Source organism: Streptomyces sp. P9(2023) (genome assembly GCF_032436795.1).
Lineage (GTDB): Bacteria > Actinomycetota > Actinomycetes > Streptomycetales > Streptomycetaceae > Streptomyces.
The window spans coordinates 29575-45470 of record NZ_JAUPWM010000021.1 but is presented as its reverse complement, the minus strand read 5'-3'; the positions used below and the strand labels follow the sequence as shown (position 1 = coordinate 45470).

Below are 15896 nucleotides of genomic sequence, written 5' to 3'. Positions count from 1 at the left end.
CGCCACCGACAGTTGTCCACAGGGCTGGTCCGGCCGCCGGTCGGCGCGTACGGTTTCCAGGCATGAAGATCCTGATCAGCGCCGACATGGAAGGCGCCACCGGCGTGACCTGGCCCGCGGACGTGCTGCCCGGGACGCCGCAGTGGGAGCGGTGCCGGCACATGTTCACCTCCGACGTGAACGCGGCGGTGCTCGGCTTCTTCGACGGCGGCGCCGACGAGGTGCTGATCAACGAAGCGCACTGGAGCATGCGCAACCTGCTGCTCGAACAGCTCGACGAACGGGCCGAGATGCTCACCGGTAAGCACAAGTCCCTCTCCATGGTGGAGGGCGTGCAGCACGGAGACGTCGACGGCATCGCCTTCGTCGGGTACCACACCGGGGCAGGGACGGAGGGCGTCCTCGCCCACACGTACCTCGCCAACTCCATCACGGGCGTCTGGCTCAACGGCGTGCCGGCGAGCGAGGGCATGCTCAACGCGCACGTGGTCGCGGAGTACGGCGTGCCGGTCGTCCTCGTCACGGGCGACGACCTGACCTGCGAGGACGCCCTCGGATACGCCCCCGAGGCGCACAAGGTCGCCGTCAAGGACCACGTCTCGCGGTACGCGGCGGTGTGCCGCACCCCGAAGCGCACGGCGAGCGACATCCGGGCCGCCGCGAAGGCCGCGGCCGCCCTCGCCGTGCGGTACGAGCCGGCGCCCGGCGGTCCGTACACGGTGGAGCTGGAGTTCGACGCCGAGCATCTGGCGGCCGCCGCCACCGTCGTTCCGGGGGTGGCACGGAGCGGCGAGCGACGGGTCGCGTACACCAGCGAGACGATGTACGAGGGGATTCGTACGTTCAAGGCGGTCACCACGATCGTCTCCGCAGCGGTGGAGGAGCAGTATGGCTGAGCCTGGCCAGGGCCCTGACGCGACGGCGCTCGACGAGGTGGTGACCTTCACCTCCGAGCTGATCCGGGTCGACACGACCAACCGGGGCGGCGGCGACTGCCGCGAGCGGCCGGCCGCCGAGTACGTCGCCGAGCGCATCGCCGCCGCCGGCCTGGAGCCGACCCTCCTCGAGCGGACCCCGGGGCGGACGAACGTGGTGGCGCGGATCGAGGGCACCGACCCGTCCGCCGACGCCCTCCTCGTCCACGGCCATCTGGACGTCGTCCCGGCCGAGCCCGCCGACTGGACCGTCCACCCTTTCTCGGGTGAGGTCCTCGACGGCGTGGTGTGGGGACGCGGCGCCGTCGACATGAAGAACATGGACGCGATGGTCCTCGCCGTCGTCCGCTCCTGGGCGCGCCAGGGAATCCGGCCGCGCCGGGACATCGTCCTCGCCTACACCGCCGACGAGGAGGACAGCGCCGACGACGGCTCGGGCTTCCTCGCCGACCGGCACCCCGGACTCTTCGACGGCTGCACCGAGGGCATCAGCGAGTCCGGCGCGTTCAGCTTCCATCCGACCCCCGGCATGACGATCTACCCGATCGCCGCCGGTGAGCGCGGCACCGCGTGGATCAAGCTCACCGCGTACGGCCGCGCGGGCCACGGCTCCAAGGTCAACACCGCCAACGCGGTGACGCGTCTCGCCGAGGCCGTCGCCCGCATCGGCGCCCACACCTGGCCGGTCCGCCTCACCCCGACCGTGCGCGCCTCGCTCACCGGACTCGCCTCCCTGTACGGCATCGAGACCGATGTGACCGCCGAGGGGTTCGACGTCGACGTGCTCCTCGACAAGCTCGGACCGGCCGCCGCCCTCGTCGAACCGACCGTGCGCAACAGCGCCAACCCGACGATGCTGAAGGCCGGTTACAAGGTCAACGTCATCCCCGGGAAGGCCGTCGCGTATGTCGACGGCCGGATGCTGCCCGGCGGCGAGGAGGAGTTCGCCGAGACGATGGACCGGCTCACCGGGCCCGACGTGGCATGGGAGTTCCACCACCGGGAGGTCCCGCTGGAGGCCCCGGTCGACTCGCCCACTTTCGCCCGACTGCGGGCCGCCGTCGAGCACTTCGACCCGGCCGGGCACGTCGTCCCGTTCGCGATGTCCGGCGGCACGGACGCCAAGCAGTTCTCCCGGCTCGGCATCACGGGCTACGGTTTCTCCCCGTTGAGACTGCCCCCGGAGCTGAACTATGGTGCGCTGTTCCACGGCGTCGACGAGCGTGTGCCGGTCGACGGCCTGCACTTCGGGGTCCGGGTCCTCGACCACTACATGAAGTCCGCGTAAGTCTCGTTCGGTTCGTGCAAGTCCCCGTAAAGGAAGTCGCGATGGTCCCCACGGGCGCCTACGGCACCTGGCCTTCCCCCATCGACGCCGCGCTGGCCGCCCGTCACGACGGGCGCCCCGAGTACGTCGGCGTCGTGGGCGACGAGGTGTGGTGGACCGCGCCCCGTCCCACCGAGGGCGGCCGGCGCGCGCTCGTGCGCCGACGGGCCGACGGCACGGAGGAGTCGGTGCTCCCGGCGCCCTGGAACGTCCGCAGCCGGGTGATCGAGTACGGCGGACAGCCCTGGGCGGGCGTGGCGCGCGCGGACGACGGCCCGCTCGTCGTCTTCAGCGACTTCGCGGACCAGCGGCTGTACGCGTTCGAGCCGGACAGCAGCGCGGGCGGTGCGCCCCGCCCGCTCACCCCCCTCTCCGCCGTCGGCGGCGGACTGCGCTGGGTCGACCCCGTGATACGCCCCGAGCACGGCGAAGTCTGGTGCGTCCTGGAGGAGTTCACCGGCCCCGGACCCACCGACGTGCGCCGCGTCCTGGCCGCCGTGCCACTCGACGGGTCGGCCGCCGACGACCGGGGCGCGATCCGTGAACTCTCCGACGGACGCCACCGGTTCGTCACCGGACCCCGGCTCTCCTCGGACGGCCGGCAGGTGGCCTGGATCGGCTGGGACCACCCCCGGATGCCCTGGGACGGCACCGAGGTACTCCTCGCGAACGTCACCCCCGAGGGCACGTTCGGCCCGGCGCGGACCGTCGCGGGTGGCCCCGAGGAGTCGATTCCGCAGGTCGGCTGGTCCGCCGGCGGACAGCTTCTGTACGTCAGCGACCGCAGCGGCTGGTGGAACCTCTACCGGGCGGACGGGGACGCGGAGGCGGACGTGGAGGCGGACGGGGTTGGCGGCGAGCCGGTCGCGCTCTGTCCCCGCCCGGAGGAGTTCGGCGGCCCGCTGTGGGCGATCGGCCGCACCTGGTTCCAGCCCCTGGCCAGCGGTCTCGTCGCCGTCATCCACGGCAAGGGCGCCACCGCGCTCGGCATACTCGACCCCGAGAGCGGTGAACTCGTCGACGCCGCCGGGCCCTGGACCGAGTGGTCCGCCGGGCTCGCCGCGCACGGCAGCCGGGTCGTCGGCGTCGCCGCCAGCCCGCGCAGCGCCTACGAGGTCGTGGAGCTGGACACCTGCACGGGCCGGGCCCGGGTCATCGGCTCCGCGCACCAGGACCCGGTCGACCCCTCGTACTACCCCGAGCCCCAGATCCGTACCTTCACCGGCCCCGACAACCGCGAGATCCACGCCCACGTCTACCCGCCGCACAGCCCCGACCGGATCCCGCCCGGCCAGGAACTGCCGCCCTACGTGGTGTGGGCACACGGCGGCCCGACCGGGCACGCCGCGCTCGTCCTGGACCTGGAGATCGCCTACTTCACCTCGCGGGGCATCGGCGTCGCCGAGGTCAACTACGGCGGCTCCACCGGCTACGGCCGGGAGTACCGCGAGCGGCTGCGCGAGCAGTGGGGCGTGGTCGACGTGGAGGACTGCGCCGCCGTCGCCGAGGCGCTCGCCGCCGAGGGCACCGCCGACCCGGCCCGGCTCGCCGTCAGGGGCGGCAGTGCGGGCGGCTGGACCGCCGCCGCCTCCCTCGTCGCCTCCGACGTCTACGCCTGCGGCACGATCATCTACCCCGTCCTCGACCTCCTCGGCTGGGCCACCGACGAGACCCACGACTTCGAGTCGCGGTACCTGGACTCGCTCATCGGCCCCCTCGACACCGTTCCGACCCGCTACCAGGAACGCTCGCCGCTCGATCATGTCGAACGGATCTCCGCGCCCTTCCTGCTGCTCCAAGGTCTCGACGACGTGATCTGCCCGCCCGCGCAGGCCGAACGGTTCCTCGCGCGGACGGCGGGGCGGGAGATCCCGCACGCGTACATCGCCTTCGAGGGCGAGGGACACGGCTTCCGGCGGGCCGAGACGATGATGCGCGCGCTGGAGGCCGAACTCTCCCTGTACGCACAGACCTTCGGCATCGTTCGCCCCGACGTCCCGCTCCTGGAGCTGAAGAAGTGACCGTGCCTGCGCTGTCGCCGCTCACCCGCCCCGCGCGCCTCCGCCCCGGCGCCCGCGTCGCCGTCGTCGCACCCAGCGGGCCCATCCCGGAGGACCGGCTCGCGGCGGGTCTCGACATCCTGCGCGGCTGGGACCTGGACCCGGTGGTCGCGCCCCATGTGCTCGACGTCCACGGGGAGTTGGGCTATCTCGCGGGCTCCGACGCGGACCGCGCCCGGGACCTCCAGGAGGCGTGGTGCGATCCCGCCGTCTCCGCGGTGATCTGCGCCCGGGGTGGCTACGGGGCCCAGCGGATGGTGGACCTGATCGACTGGGCGGCGATACGGGCCGCGGGCCCCAAGGTGTTCGTCGGGTACAGCGACGTCACCGCCCTGCACGAGGCCTTCGCCGTCCGTACGGGGCTCGCGACGCTCCACGGGCCGATGGTCGCGGCGGCCACGTTCCTCAAGGACCCGCGCACCCAGGAGTCCCTGCGCGCCACGCTCCTCGCGCCCGAGTCGGCCCGCACCCTCGGTCTCGGCACCGCCCGCCCGCTGGCCCCCGGCCGGGCCCACGGGGTCACCCTCGGCGGCTGCGTGAGCCTGCTCGCCGCCGAGCTCGGTACCCCGCACGCCCGCCCCTCGGCCCGGGGCGGCCTGCTGCTCCTGGAGGACGTGGGGGAGGAGGGGTACCGGCTCGACCGCATCCTCACCCAACTCCTGCGCTCCGGTTGGCTCGACGGCGTCTCCGGCATCGGCCTCGGCTCCTGGGCGGAGTGCGGCCCCTACGGGGAGGTCCGCGCGGTCCTCGCCGACCGGCTCGGCGGCCTCGGCGTCCCGGTGGTGGAGGAGCTGGGCTTCGGCCACGGCGAGACGGCGCTCACCTTCCCGCTCGGCGTACCGGGGGTCCTGGACGCGGAGTCGGCGACGCTCACCCTGGACGTACCGGCGCTGGTCTGAGGCGGACCTGCGCCGCACCGATGCGCGCACCGGTGCTCGCCCGGTCGCCCTCTCACCTTCACTGAATCTCTGTCAACAACCGCTGTCACGCGCGTTGACGCACGTATGACACGTGTCACACCATGGGCCCGGCTCGGTACTTACCAGTCGGTAATCCTCAGCGTGGAGGTCCCCGTGTCAGTGTCCGTGTCCCGCGTGCTGCCGCTCTCCCGGAAGCTCCTCGCCCTGGCCGCGAGTACGGCCCTCGCCGCGCCCCTCGCGCTGGCCGGACCGGCCGGCGGCGCCGAACCCGGTCCGTACACCGTCACCCCGCTGACGTTCACCGTCCAGGCGGGCGGGCGCAGTTGTGTGGTCGACGCCGATCTCTACCGGCCGGCCGGGGTGGACGCGGCGCACCCGGCGCCCGCCGTGCTCGCCACCAACGGATTCGGCGGCAGCAAGGCGGACGGTTCCACGGACGCCATCGGGAAGGCCTTCGCCGAGCGGGGCTACGTCGGACTCGTCTACTCCGGGCTCGGCTTCGGCAAGTCCGGCTGCCTCATCTCCCTCGACGACCCCCGCATCGACGGCCAGGCCGCCGCCCGGCTCCTCGACTTCCTCGGCGGCACCCGCGCCGCCGACGACGGCACCCGCGCCGACTTCGTCACCCGGGACGGCGCCGGCGACCCGCGCGTCGGCATGATCGGCGGCTCCTACGGCGGCGCGATCCAGCTCGCCACCGCCTCCGTCGATCCCCGGCTGGACGCGCTCGTCCCGCTCATCACCTGGAACGACCTCGCCTACTCCCTCGCCCCCAACGCCGCCGACCGCGCCACCCCCGGCGTCTTCAAATGGCAGTGGGCCAACGGCTTCTACCTGATGGGGGAGGGGCAGCCGCTGCTCGTCCCCTCCCTCGACCCGTCCCGGATCAACAGCCTCCGCTGTCTGCACTTCGTCACCGACGCCTGCGACACCCTCCGGCTGCTCAACTCCGGCCGCTACCCGGCCGCCGAGACGAAGAAGATGCTCGACTTCGCGCGGAGCGTCTCCCCGGTCTCGTACCTCGACAAGGTCAAGGCGCCCACCCTGATCGTCCAGGGCCAGTCCGACAGCCTCTTCAACCTCAACGAGGCCCAGGACAGCTACGAACGGCTCCAGGCGCGGGGCGTGGAGACCAAGATGATCTGGCAGTCCTGGGGTCACAGCGGGGGACGGGCCCCCGGTGAACTCGACCTCGGCCAGGGCAATCTGGAGACGAGCTACGTCGGGCAGCGCGTCCTCGCCTGGTTCGACCGGTACCTGCGGCGCGACCGGTCCGCCGAAACCGGCGCCGAGTTCGCCTACTACCGCTCCTGGCAGAGCGGTTACGGCACCGCGCCCCGCGTCCCCGCTCTCAGCCAGACCCTCTACCTCTCCGGGGACGGCAAGCTCGTCGACAACCGCGCCAAGGTCGCCCGCGGCTCCCGCACGTACAGCAACTGGCTGGTCCCCACGAGCCACTCCGAGTCCTCGCTCGCCGGCACGATCGGCCTGCCCGACCCGCAGCCGTACGACATCGAGGGCACCTACCTCGGCTGGACCAGCGCCCCGCTCACCGCCCCCGTCGACCTCGTCGGCGCCCCGAAGGCCACCCTCCAGGTCGTCTCCCCGAAGACCGAGCGGGTCCAGAACTCGGGCGACGCCGCCGACAAGCTGGTGCTCTTCGCCAAGGTCTACGACATCGCCCCGGACGGAAAGAAGACCCTGGTCAACCGGCTCGTGGCGCCGGTACGGGTGCCGGACGTGACCCGGCCCTTCACGGTGGAGCTGCCGGGCATCGCGCACCGGTACGAGACGGGCCACCGGCTGGAGTTCGTGATCGCGGCGAGCGACACGGCGTACGTGGGGAACCGGGGCGTGAAGCCGGTGATCGTCACCGCCGCGCCCGAGCAGGCGGGGACCCTGGAGCTGCCGGTTGTCAAGGGCCGGCTGGGGTAGCGGCCGGAAGGGTGGATTCACGCGACCTTCGGTCGTTCTTTACCTGTTCTTTTCCCGCTCTGCGGGCAGCGGGACGGAGACTGTGCCTCCGCCTTCGTGCCGTGACGTCGGTGCGGGGCGCAGCTCCCTCCTCGTAGAAGGACCGAAGGCCCCGTGCCACTTCCCGTTGTGCTGTCCGGCCGCACCGTACGGCTGGAACCCCTCGCACCACAGCACGCCGCCGCGATCGCCGCGGCCGGCACCGAGGACCGTACGACGTACGCGTTCACGCCCGTCCCCCACAGTCCGGACGCGGCAGAGATCTATATCGAACGTGCCCTGGCCGAACAGGCCGTGGGCCGGGCGTTGCCCTTCGCCGTCGTCAGTACCGCCGACGGGCGGATCGTGGGCTCGACGCGGTTCCTGGAGCTGGACTACTGGCAGGGGCCCATGGTCTGGCCCTCGGTGCCCGGCGTCCCGCACGGCGATCCGCTCACCTCGGTGCCCGACGCGGCCGAGATCGGCAACACCTGGCTCTCGCCCCGGGCCCAGGGCACCGGCGTCAACACCGAGGCCAAGCTGCTGATGCTCCGGCACGCCTTCGAAGTGTGGGGCGTACGGCGGATCTCGATGCGCGCCGACGCCAGGAACCTGCGCTCCCGGGCCGCGATCGAACGCCTCGGCGCCACCTGCGAGGGCGTGCGCCGGGCCCACTCACGTGGCCTGGACGGCGCTGTGCGGAGCACGGCCTTCTACTCGGTCCTGGACGAGGAGTGGCCGGCGGTACGGGCCCACATCGAGGGACGCCTCGACCGGGTGGCCCGCCTCGACCATCCCGCCCGTCTCGACCACCCCGCCCGTCTCGACCATCCCGCCCGGTTCGACACGGTGCCCGGCCTGGGCACGGTGCCCGGCCTGGCTACGGTGCCTGGCCTAGGCGCGGTGTCCGGCATGGCCGCCGTGTCCGGGCTCGACACCGTGCCCGGCCTCGACGCGGCGCCCCGAGGGCCCCTGGTCCCGGCCTAGCCTGCCCGGTCGCCGCCCCCAGCCGCGGCGCGACAGCGCGAAGAGCCCCCGTCCAGCAGGACGGGGGCTCTTCGCGTGGTCACCGGCGCTGTCAGCGCGCCGCGAGCGCCGCGTAGCCCGGGCGGACGACCTCGGCGATCAGCCGCTGCCGCTCCGGGAGCGGGAGGAAGGCCGCGTCGAGGGCGGCGATCGTGAACTCCTCGAAGACCTCCGGGCCGTAGCCGAAGGCGTCCGCCATGTGCTGGAACTCCTCGCTCATGGTCGTGCCGGAGACCAGCCGGTTGTCCGTGTTGAGCGTGATGCGGAAGCCGAGGCGGCGCAGCTCGTCGATCGGGTGCGAGGCGTAGTCCTTGGCCGCGCCCGTCTGGAGGTTGGAGGTCGGGCAGACCTCCAGGGCGATCCGGTTGTCGCGGACGTACGCGGCGAGGTGACCGAGCGTGCCGTCCTCGGCGATGTCGTCCGTGATCCGCACGCCGTGGCCGATCCGCTCGGTGCCGCAGACCTGCACGGCCTCCTGGATCGACTCCGCGCCGACGGCCTCGCCCGCGTGGATCGTGAAGTGGCAGTTGTGCCGCTTCAGGTGCTGGAAGGCGGGCAGGTGGCGGGTCGGCGGGTTGCCGATCTCGCCGCCGGCGATGTCGAAACCGGCCACGCCCTGGTCCCGGTGCGCGACCGTGAGCTGGGCGATCTCCAGCGAACGGTCGGTGTGCCGCATACCGGTGAGGAGGGCGCGGACGGTGATCCGGCCCCCGGCGCGGCGCTCGCCCTCGCGGAAGCCGTCGTTGACCGCCTCGACGACCTCGTCCAGGGTCAGCCCGGCCGCCAGGTGCTGCTCGGGGGCGTAGCGGATCTCGGCGTAGACGACCCCGTCGCCCGCCAGGTCCTCGGCGCACTCGGCCGCGATCCGGTGCAGCGCCTCGCGGGTCTGCATCACCGCGCAGGTGTGGGCGAAGGTCTCCAGGTACCGCTCCAGCGAACCGGAGTCGGCGGCGTCCCGGAACCAGACGGCGAGCGCGGCCGGGTCCTCGGTCGGCAGCGCGGTGTAGCCGCACTCCCGGGCCAGCTCGACGATCGTGGCGGGGCGCAGACCGCCGTCCAGGTGGTCGTGGAGAACGGCCTTCGGCGCGCGGCGGATCCACTCGGCGACGGGCGTCGAGACCGGGGAGCTGAGCGGGGCGGCAGGGTTGTCAGACAAGTGCATGGCGCGGAAGTGTACGCCACGCCGGGGCCGGGACGCTGTGACGGCGGTCGCCACGCGCCCCGGACCCTCAGTTCGACTGAAGGACCGGCAGGGCCGGCGCGCCGGTGGGGAGCATGTGCTTGGCGGCCAGGACCGGGGTGTCCCCGACCCGTACCACCTGGGTGACAAGGACCGCAGGGGTGTCGGCGGGCCGGCCGAGCTGCTCGCCGCGCCGCTGCCCGAGCAGGGTCGCGGTCACGCTGCTGTGCGCCCCCAGCGGCACACCGCGCGAGGCCCCGGCGAGCACCGCCAGCATCGAGGTCCGCTCCGCCGCCGGCTCGGTCCGCAGCGCCTCGGCGAAGGCCGGATGCGCCCGCTCCAGTACGTCGTCGGCCGCCGCCCACTCCTGGCTGAGCGCCGCCGCCGCACCCTCCCCGGCCAGCAGCGACTCCCAGAACCGCAGCTCCGCCCGGGCGGGTGCGAGGAGGTGCTGGGTGGTGAAGTCGGTCGGCTCCTCGACCGCCCGGAGCAGCGCCCGTACGCGCAGCGGCGCCCCCGCGCCGATCAGCTCCTCCAGCGGCTGGATGTGCTCGAAGCCCCGGCGCGGCGGGTGGTCGTTGACGGTCCGGCCGACCCCGCGCCGTACCGAGAGCAGGCCGTCCTCCTGGAGCAGCAGCAGGGCCTCGCGCAGGGCGGGCCTGCTGACGCCCAGCTCCCCGGCGAGCTTCGGCTCGGAGGGGAGGGTCGAGCCCGGGGGATAGGTGCCGTCGTGGATGGCGTCCGCGATCCGCTCGTAGAGCACCACGACCGGTCGCCGCTGCTGTCCGCCGACTGCCACTGCCCCTCCTCCGCCTGCTTGTCGGCAAGTGAACGGTATTCCGAATCACAGGTCAAAGGGTCTTGACGTGTGACGCGCGTAGAACTCACTCTGTCTGGGCGTTGCTTGTCAGACAAGTTCCGTCCATCGATATGACATCCACGGCAAAGGGGCCCACATGTCAGCCACATCCGACCTCAAGGGCCGTGGGCCCATGCTGATGGCGATGGTGCTCGCCGTCCTCGGGTACCAGATCAACGCCACGATGCTGAGCCCCGCTCTGCCGGATGTCATCGAGCGCCTCGGCACCACCACGGCCGCCGCCGGTCTCTCCCAGACCCTCTTCTTCCTGATGGCGGCGATCGGCCAGGTCACCCTCGCGCGCCTCAGCGACCAGCGCGGCCGCAAGCCGATGATGATCGTCTGCGCCTTCGTCCTGATCGCCGGCAACCTGCTCTGCGTCTTCGCGCCGAACATCGAGATATTCATCGCGGGCCGCATCCTCCAGGGCATCTCGGCGGCGATGTTCACCCTCGCCTTCCTCACCCTGAACCAGCTCCTCACCCCGGCCGGCTTCGGCAAGGCCGCGGGCATCATCACCGCCGTCAACGGCGGCCTCGCCGGAATCGACGCCATCGCGGGCGGCCAGATCGCCGACACCATCGGCTTCCGCGGCATCTTCGTCTGCTCCACCCTGATCGCCGTCGCGGGCCTGCTCGGCGTGCGGAAGTACGTCCCCGACGTCCCGCCCACCGCGACCGACGGCCGCTTCGACTCCCGGGGCATCGCCGCCCTCGCGCTCGGCCTCACCGGCATCCTCGTCGGCCTCGCCCAGGGCGCGGCCTGGGGCTGGACCTCCGTCCTCACCCTCGGCTTCCTGCTCGGCGGCCTCGCCTCGCTGGTCTTCTTCGTCGTCTCGCAGAAGAGCGCGGCCAACCCGGTCATCGACATCGACGTGCTTGCCTCCCGCCGCGCCTGGCCGCTGCTGCTCACCACCGTCTGCACCCTGGGCGGCGCCTTCGGTGCCATCGCGCTGACCATCCCGCTCTTCTCGCAGGACGCCCGGGTCGGCCTCGGGCTCTCGGCCGTGACCGCCGCCGTCCTCTTCCTCACCCCGATCCAGCTGATCGGCGTCGTCTCCGCGCCGCTGACCGGGCGGCTCGGCCCGAGGATCGGCTGGCGGAGGATCGTGGTGACCGGCGCGATCGCCAACTTCGCGATCTTCCTCCTCGCCACGTTCTTCCTGCACGACGAGTGGATCCTGGTCGCCTCGCTGGCGGCGCTCGGTGTCACGTACGGCGGCTTCATGCTCACCGGCCTCAACGGCCTCGCCGTCACCACCGCCCCCAAGGACAAGCCCGGTTCGCTCTCCGGACTCAACGGCGCCTGCTTCGGCATCGGAGCCTCCCTCGGCATCGCCCTGGCCTCCGCGATGATCACGGCGGGCAGCGACGCGGGCGGGCCGACCGAGGCGGGGTACCAGCACGCGATGTACGCGGCGCTCGCGCTGCTCGGCATCGGCGTCGTGACCGCCCTGCTCATCCAGCGCCCCGACCCGGCCGAGGCGGACGCCGACGAGCCGCAGCTGGTGCTCGCCCACCACTGAGCCGGTGGTCGCCGGGCCCGGACCGGCATCCGACCGGGTACGGCGGGTGAGGCCGCACCCTCACCCGTACGGCCCTTCCCACCGCCCCCGTGCGGACCGGATCCCTCCATCCTGGTCCCACGGGGGCGGCCGCGTACGGCGGCCGCGTACGACGGAGGAGAGGTCCGGGCATGAGTCCCAAGGAGACAGCGAGCGGCGGCGAACCCCGCTCCACCGGACCTTCCACGCCCGTCTCCATGCCGCTCCATCTAACGCTCCTCGCCCCGGCCGTGCTCGGCGGCGCGTGCGGCTTCTCCGCGGCGAACCGGCGGCGCTCATGAAGCGGGCGGCGGTCCTGGGCGCGGGCGCCGTCGTCGCGCTCGCGGCGATGGCGGTCTCCTCGGCGGGGGAGGCGACCGCGGACGAGGACGGCGCGCCGCGGCCCGCCCGGCCCATGCCCGGCTTCCTCGACAAGGGGCTCTGGCGGGTCCTCACCACCCTCGCCCCGCGCACCCGCCTCGACGTCCACGACGTCGGCGGCCGTGACCGGCGGGTGCTCTGGCCGCCGAACTGGCGGGTGTGCACGCAGTACCCGGCCGAGGGAGCCGTGCTCGACGGCCGGACGACGGTGGTGGTCGGCGTGGTGAAGCGCGGCGAGACCTGCCCACCCCGGGTCCGCTCGGCCCGCCGCTGACCGCCGCGAGCACAGGGCGGTCACCGTGCCCGCCTCCGTGCCCGCGCCCGCCTCCGTGCCCGCGTCCGCGAAAGTCGGCGCTCAGCGCTTGTAGTTGATCTTCATCGTGTCCATGTCGGTCACGGTCGACTTCAGCTCACCGTGGGCGTGGCCCAGCTCCGCGAGCGCCGTGTCCACCCGGTCCTCGGCGATCGCCCCGGCCATCTCCTCGCCGTCCGCCGCGTCCGAGACCACGACCAGGCGGTACGAGAAGTGCTTCAGGGTCCTGTCGTAGGCGAGCGAGCCCTCCTCGGTGAAGCGCATCGCCGCCATCCCGTGCGCGTCGACCTCGGCGAGCAGCCGGGCCCGGCTCTCCTCCGACAGCCCCTCGAACGCGCCGCGCACGATCACTCGGTAGGTGTGCTGGGTGGTGCTCAATTCCCTGGTCCTCACGTCGTCCACCGAAAGCGTTGAAGATCCAGACTACGGCGGCGAGGATGAAGCGCATGCGGAATATCGTGGCCCTCGACGCCCCGTCCAACCTCGGCCTGCGCCCGCCGGCCCCCGGCACCGTGCCCGGCTGCCACAAGCTCGCCGGAGCCCTCCGCGAGAACCGGATCGTGGCCCGGCTCGGCGCGCTCGAGGGCGGAGTCGTCGTCCCGCCCCGCTACGACCGGGGTGACTGGCAGGAGGGCGACGGCGTCTTCAACGCGGCCGCCCTCGCGACGTACACCCGCACCCTCGCCGACCGGATCGAGCACCACGTACGGGCCGGGGACTTCCCGCTCGTCCTCGGCGGCGACTGCTCGATCCAGCTCGGCGCCTCGCTCGCCCTGCGCCGCATCGGCCGCTACGGACTCGCCGCCGTCGACGCCTCCCCGGACTTCCGCCACCCCGGGAACTCGGACGGGGTCGGCGCCGCGGGCGGCGAGGAACTGGCCCTCGCCACCGGCCGCGGTCAGCGGGACCTCAGCGACCTGGAGGGGCTCGGCCCCTACCTCCGCGAGGAGGACGTCCGGCTCTTCGGCATCCGCGACGCCTACCGGGACGATCCCGAGCTCGTCGAACTGCGCGCCCTGAAGGTCCCCGTCGTCACCGTCTCCGACCTCCGCGCCTGGGGACCGGCCGATCTCGCCGCCGCCACGGTCACCGCCTTCGGCACGCCGGCCCTGGACGGCTTCTGGGTGCACCTGGACGCCGACGTCCTCGACCCCTCCGTGATGCCGGCCGTCGACAGCCCCGACCCCGACGGCCTCCTCCCCGACGAACTCACGCCCCTGCTGCGGACCTTGGTCCGCTCCGAGCGCTGCGTCGGGCTCAACGTCACGATCTACGACCCCGATCTCGACCCGGACGGCACGGCCGGAGCGCTTCTCACCGACCTCGTCGTCGCCGCCCTTACCGAAGACTGACCGAAGCCTGACGGAGAGACCCCCTGGTCAGCCGTGCGCCCGCCGTGTTCGATGGGCGCCATGACGACCGTACGACGTGCCGTACTGACCCTGCCCGCGGCCCCGTTGGGCCCGGACAACCCGCTGCCGGCCCTGCGGATCCTCGACGGGACCCCGACGGTCGACCCACGTGCCACCGAGGACCTGCCGCGCGACATGGCCCGGCAGCTCGGCCACGCACCGCTGCGCACCGTGCTGCCCGTGCCGGTCCGCGACGGCTACGGACGCGAGCGCGTCGACACCGACCTCGACGCGCTCGTCGTCGAGAACGACCGGGTCCGGGCGACCGTGCTGCCCGGCCTCGGCGGCCGCGTCCACTCCCTGCACCACAAGCCCACCGGCCGCGAACTCGTCCACCGCAACCCGGTGTTCCAGCCCGCCGCCTTCGCGCTCAACGGCGCCTGGTTCGCCGGCGGCATCGAGTGGAACATCGGCGCCACCGGCCACACCACCCTCTCCTGCTCCCCATTGCACGCCGCGATCGTCCCCGCGCCCGGCGGCGGCGAGATGCTGCGGCTGTGGGAGTGGGAACGGCTGCGCGACCTGCCCTTCCAGGTCGACCTGTGGCTGCCCGAGGGCAGCGACTTCCTCCACGTCGGCGTACGGATCCGCAATCCGCACGAGCGGACCGTCCCCGTCTACTGGTGGTCCAACACCGCCGTCCCCGAGGACCGCCGGATCCTCGCCCCCGCCGACACGGCCTTTCACCACGACTACGAGCGGGGGCTGCGCCGCGTCCCCGTACCCGTCGCCGCGGACGGCACGGGGGCGGCCGAGGACCGTACGTACCCGCTGCGCAGCACCCTGCCCGCCGACTACTTCTACGACGTCCCGGCCGCGGGGCGCCGCTGGATCGCCGCCCTCGACGAGACCGGCGCGGGCCTCGTGCAGACCTCGACGGACCTGCTGCGCGGACGGAAGCTGTTCGTCTGGGGCACCGCGCGCGGCGGCCGGCGCTGGCAGGAGTGGCTCACCGCCCCCGGCGCCCCCGGCTACGCCGAGATCCAGGCGGGCCTCGCGCGGACCCAGCTGGAACACGTGGGCCTGGAGGGCGGGGCCGAGTTCAGCTGGCTGGAGACGTACGGACCGCTGGCCGGCGCGCCCGCGACCGTGCACGGCGAGGACTGGGCGGCGGCCCGCGCGGAGCTCGAAGGAGCGCTGGAGGCCGCTCTGCCGCGGGCCGACGTGGACGCCGCGTACGAGGCCTGGCGGGCGGGCCCGGCCGACGCCGAACCGGTCACCGTCCTCTCCACGGGTTCCGGCTGGGGCGCCCTCGAAGTCCTCGCCCAGGGCCACGAGCTGCCCGGCACCCCGTTCCCCGTGTCGGCCCTGGGGGAGGAGCAGAAGCCCTGGCTGGAGCTGTTCCGTACGGGCGTCCTGCCGCCGCTGCCGGACGGCACGGCACCCGGCCCGTCCCTGGTCGCGGGCCACTGGCGGGACATGCTGGAGACCGCGCCCGCCGAGCCCCTGACCGAGTACCACCTCGGCATCGCGCAGTGGCACGCGGGCGACCTGGCGCAGGCGGTACGGAGCTGGGAACGCGGCCTCCAGCAGGAGGGCGGCGTCCGCTGGCCCCTCCTCCACTGCCTGGCCGTCGCCGACCAGGAGGGCGGGCACCCGGCGCGGGCCGCCGAACGGTACGCCGAGGCCTTCGACGCCCTGGGTGCCGGCGCCGACCCCGTGGTGACCGCCGCGCTCGGCCGCGAGGCCGTCACCGCGCTGCTGGCGGCCGGGTGCGTCCCGCAGGCCCGCGCGCTCCTGGACCGGCTGCCCGACCCGGTGCGCGCCCGTGGCGCCTTCCGCTTCCTGGCGGCCCGGCTCCTCCTGGCCGAGGGGCGGACGGCCGAGGCGCGCGCCGTCTTCGATGAGGGGTTCGAGGTGGCGGACCTGCGCGAGGGTGCGGAGGTCATCGGCGAGGTCTGGTCGGCCCTGACGGACGAACCGCTGCCGGACGTCTACGAGTTCCGGATGCGGCCGTAGCCCAGGGGACCCTCCTCGTGTCAACCGT

14 protein-coding genes are annotated in these 15896 nt (G+C 73.3%); 11 read left to right on the top strand and 3 right to left on the bottom strand.

Going from position 1 to position 15896, the window contains the following annotated elements:
* The first annotated feature begins 62 nt into the window (after positions 1–62).
* The 6 genes from Q5762_RS24240 (at position 63) to Q5762_RS24215 (ending at position 8182) form a co-directional block, all read left to right on the top strand.
* Positions 63–896, top strand: coding sequence for a M55 family metallopeptidase (locus Q5762_RS24240; RefSeq protein WP_315894332.1), 834 nt, complete (start codon positions 63–65; stop codon positions 894–896).
* Complete coding sequence (locus tag Q5762_RS24235; RefSeq protein WP_315894331.1) at positions 889–2223, top strand: M20/M25/M40 family metallo-hydrolase; 1335 nt, start codon at positions 889–891, stop codon at positions 2221–2223. The genes Q5762_RS24240 and Q5762_RS24235 overlap by 8 nt, the downstream gene beginning before the upstream one ends.
* A 41-nt stretch (positions 2224–2264) precedes the next feature.
* Positions 2265–4283, top strand: coding sequence for a prolyl oligopeptidase family serine peptidase (locus Q5762_RS24230; protein ID WP_315894330.1), 2019 nt, complete (start codon positions 2265–2267; stop codon positions 4281–4283).
* A 2-nt stretch (positions 4284–4285) separates the two neighbouring features.
* Positions 4286–5221, top strand: a complete 936-nt coding sequence (locus Q5762_RS24225) for an LD-carboxypeptidase (protein WP_315894329.1) — start codon at positions 4286–4288, stop codon at positions 5219–5221.
* A 162-nt stretch (positions 5222–5383) separates the two neighbouring features.
* The gene (locus Q5762_RS24220) at positions 5384–7177 is read left to right on the top strand and encodes a CocE/NonD family hydrolase (protein ID WP_315894328.1); all 1794 of its coding nucleotides are present in this window, start codon (positions 5384–5386) and stop codon (positions 7175–7177) included.
* 153 nt (positions 7178–7330) lie between these two features.
* A complete protein-coding gene (locus tag Q5762_RS24215) occupies positions 7331–8182 on the top strand; it encodes a GNAT family protein (protein WP_315894327.1) in 852 nt (283 codons plus the stop codon).
* 91 nt (positions 8183–8273) lie between these two features.
* Here Q5762_RS24215 and Q5762_RS24210 read toward each other — a convergent pair whose 3' ends face one another.
* Together Q5762_RS24210 and Q5762_RS24205 are read right to left on the bottom strand one after the other, a co-directional pair.
* Positions 8274–9383: an adenosine deaminase gene (locus tag Q5762_RS24210; RefSeq protein WP_315894326.1), complete on the bottom strand. Its 1110-nt coding sequence runs from the start codon at positions 9381–9383 to the stop codon at positions 8274–8276.
* Between the two features lie 67 nt (positions 9384–9450).
* Complete coding sequence (locus tag Q5762_RS24205; protein ID WP_315894325.1) at positions 9451–10200, bottom strand: GntR family transcriptional regulator; 750 nt, start codon at positions 10198–10200, stop codon at positions 9451–9453.
* A 157-nt stretch (positions 10201–10357) separates the two neighbouring features.
* On the opposite strand from Q5762_RS24205, the gene Q5762_RS24200 reads away from it, so the two are divergent.
* The 3 genes from Q5762_RS24200 (at position 10358) to Q5762_RS24190 (ending at position 12458) form a co-directional block, all read left to right on the top strand.
* Entirely contained in the window at positions 10358–11785 is a 1428-nt protein-coding gene (locus Q5762_RS24200) for an MFS transporter (RefSeq protein ID WP_315894324.1), read from the top strand.
* Between the two features lie 170 nt (positions 11786–11955).
* Positions 11956–12105: a hypothetical protein gene (locus Q5762_RS24195; protein ID WP_315894323.1), complete on the top strand. Its 150-nt coding sequence runs from the start codon at positions 11956–11958 to the stop codon at positions 12103–12105.
* Positions 12102–12458 carry a hypothetical protein gene (locus Q5762_RS24190; RefSeq protein WP_315894322.1) on the top strand — a complete coding sequence of 119 codons (357 nt, stop codon included), beginning with the start codon at positions 12102–12104 and terminating at the stop codon, positions 12456–12458. Before Q5762_RS24195 ends, Q5762_RS24190 begins: the two co-directional genes overlap by 4 nt.
* Positions 12459–12539: 81 nt before the next feature.
* On the opposite strand, the gene Q5762_RS24185 is transcribed toward Q5762_RS24190, so the two are convergent.
* Positions 12540–12875, bottom strand: a complete 336-nt coding sequence (locus Q5762_RS24185; RefSeq protein ID WP_315894321.1) for a DUF6204 family protein — start codon at positions 12873–12875, stop codon at positions 12540–12542.
* A 68-nt stretch (positions 12876–12943) separates the two neighbouring features.
* On the opposite strand from Q5762_RS24185, the gene Q5762_RS24180 reads away from it, so the two are divergent.
* Both Q5762_RS24180 and Q5762_RS24175 read left to right on the top strand, forming a co-directional pair.
* A complete protein-coding gene (locus tag Q5762_RS24180; protein WP_315894320.1) occupies positions 12944–13849 on the top strand; it encodes an arginase family protein in 906 nt (301 codons plus the stop codon).
* 51 nt (positions 13850–13900) lie between these two features.
* Positions 13901–15868, top strand: coding sequence for a DUF5107 domain-containing protein (locus Q5762_RS24175; protein WP_315894319.1), 1968 nt, complete (start codon positions 13901–13903; stop codon positions 15866–15868).
* Positions 15869–15896 lie beyond the last annotated feature (28 nt).

What these genes read in the sequence shown, in the direction of transcription:
- Q5762_RS24175 (WP_315894319.1), top strand. Translation starts at nt 13,901, where the DNA reads ATGGGCGCCATGACGACCGTACGACGTGCCGTACTGACCCTGCCCGCG.
- Q5762_RS24240 (WP_315894332.1), top strand. Translation starts at nt 63, where the DNA reads ATGAAGATCCTGATCAGCGCCGACATGGAAGGCGCCACCGGCGTGACC.
- Q5762_RS24230 (WP_315894330.1), top strand. Translation starts at nt 2,265, where the DNA reads ATGGTCCCCACGGGCGCCTACGGCACCTGGCCTTCCCCCATCGACGCC.
- Q5762_RS24200 (WP_315894324.1), top strand. Translation starts at nt 10,358, where the DNA reads ATGTCAGCCACATCCGACCTCAAGGGCCGTGGGCCCATGCTGATGGCG.
- Q5762_RS24195 (WP_315894323.1), top strand. Translation starts at nt 11,956, where the DNA reads ATGAGTCCCAAGGAGACAGCGAGCGGCGGCGAACCCCGCTCCACCGGA.
- Q5762_RS24235 (WP_315894331.1), top strand. Translation starts at nt 889, where the DNA reads ATGGCTGAGCCTGGCCAGGGCCCTGACGCGACGGCGCTCGACGAGGTG.
- Q5762_RS24210 (WP_315894326.1), bottom strand. Translation starts at nt 9,383, where the DNA reads ATGCACTTGTCTGACAACCCTGCCGCCCCGCTCAGCTCCCCGGTCTCG.
- Q5762_RS24190 (WP_315894322.1), top strand. Translation starts at nt 12,102, where the DNA reads ATGAAGCGGGCGGCGGTCCTGGGCGCGGGCGCCGTCGTCGCGCTCGCG.
- Q5762_RS24180 (WP_315894320.1), top strand. Translation starts at nt 12,944, where the DNA reads ATGCGGAATATCGTGGCCCTCGACGCCCCGTCCAACCTCGGCCTGCGC.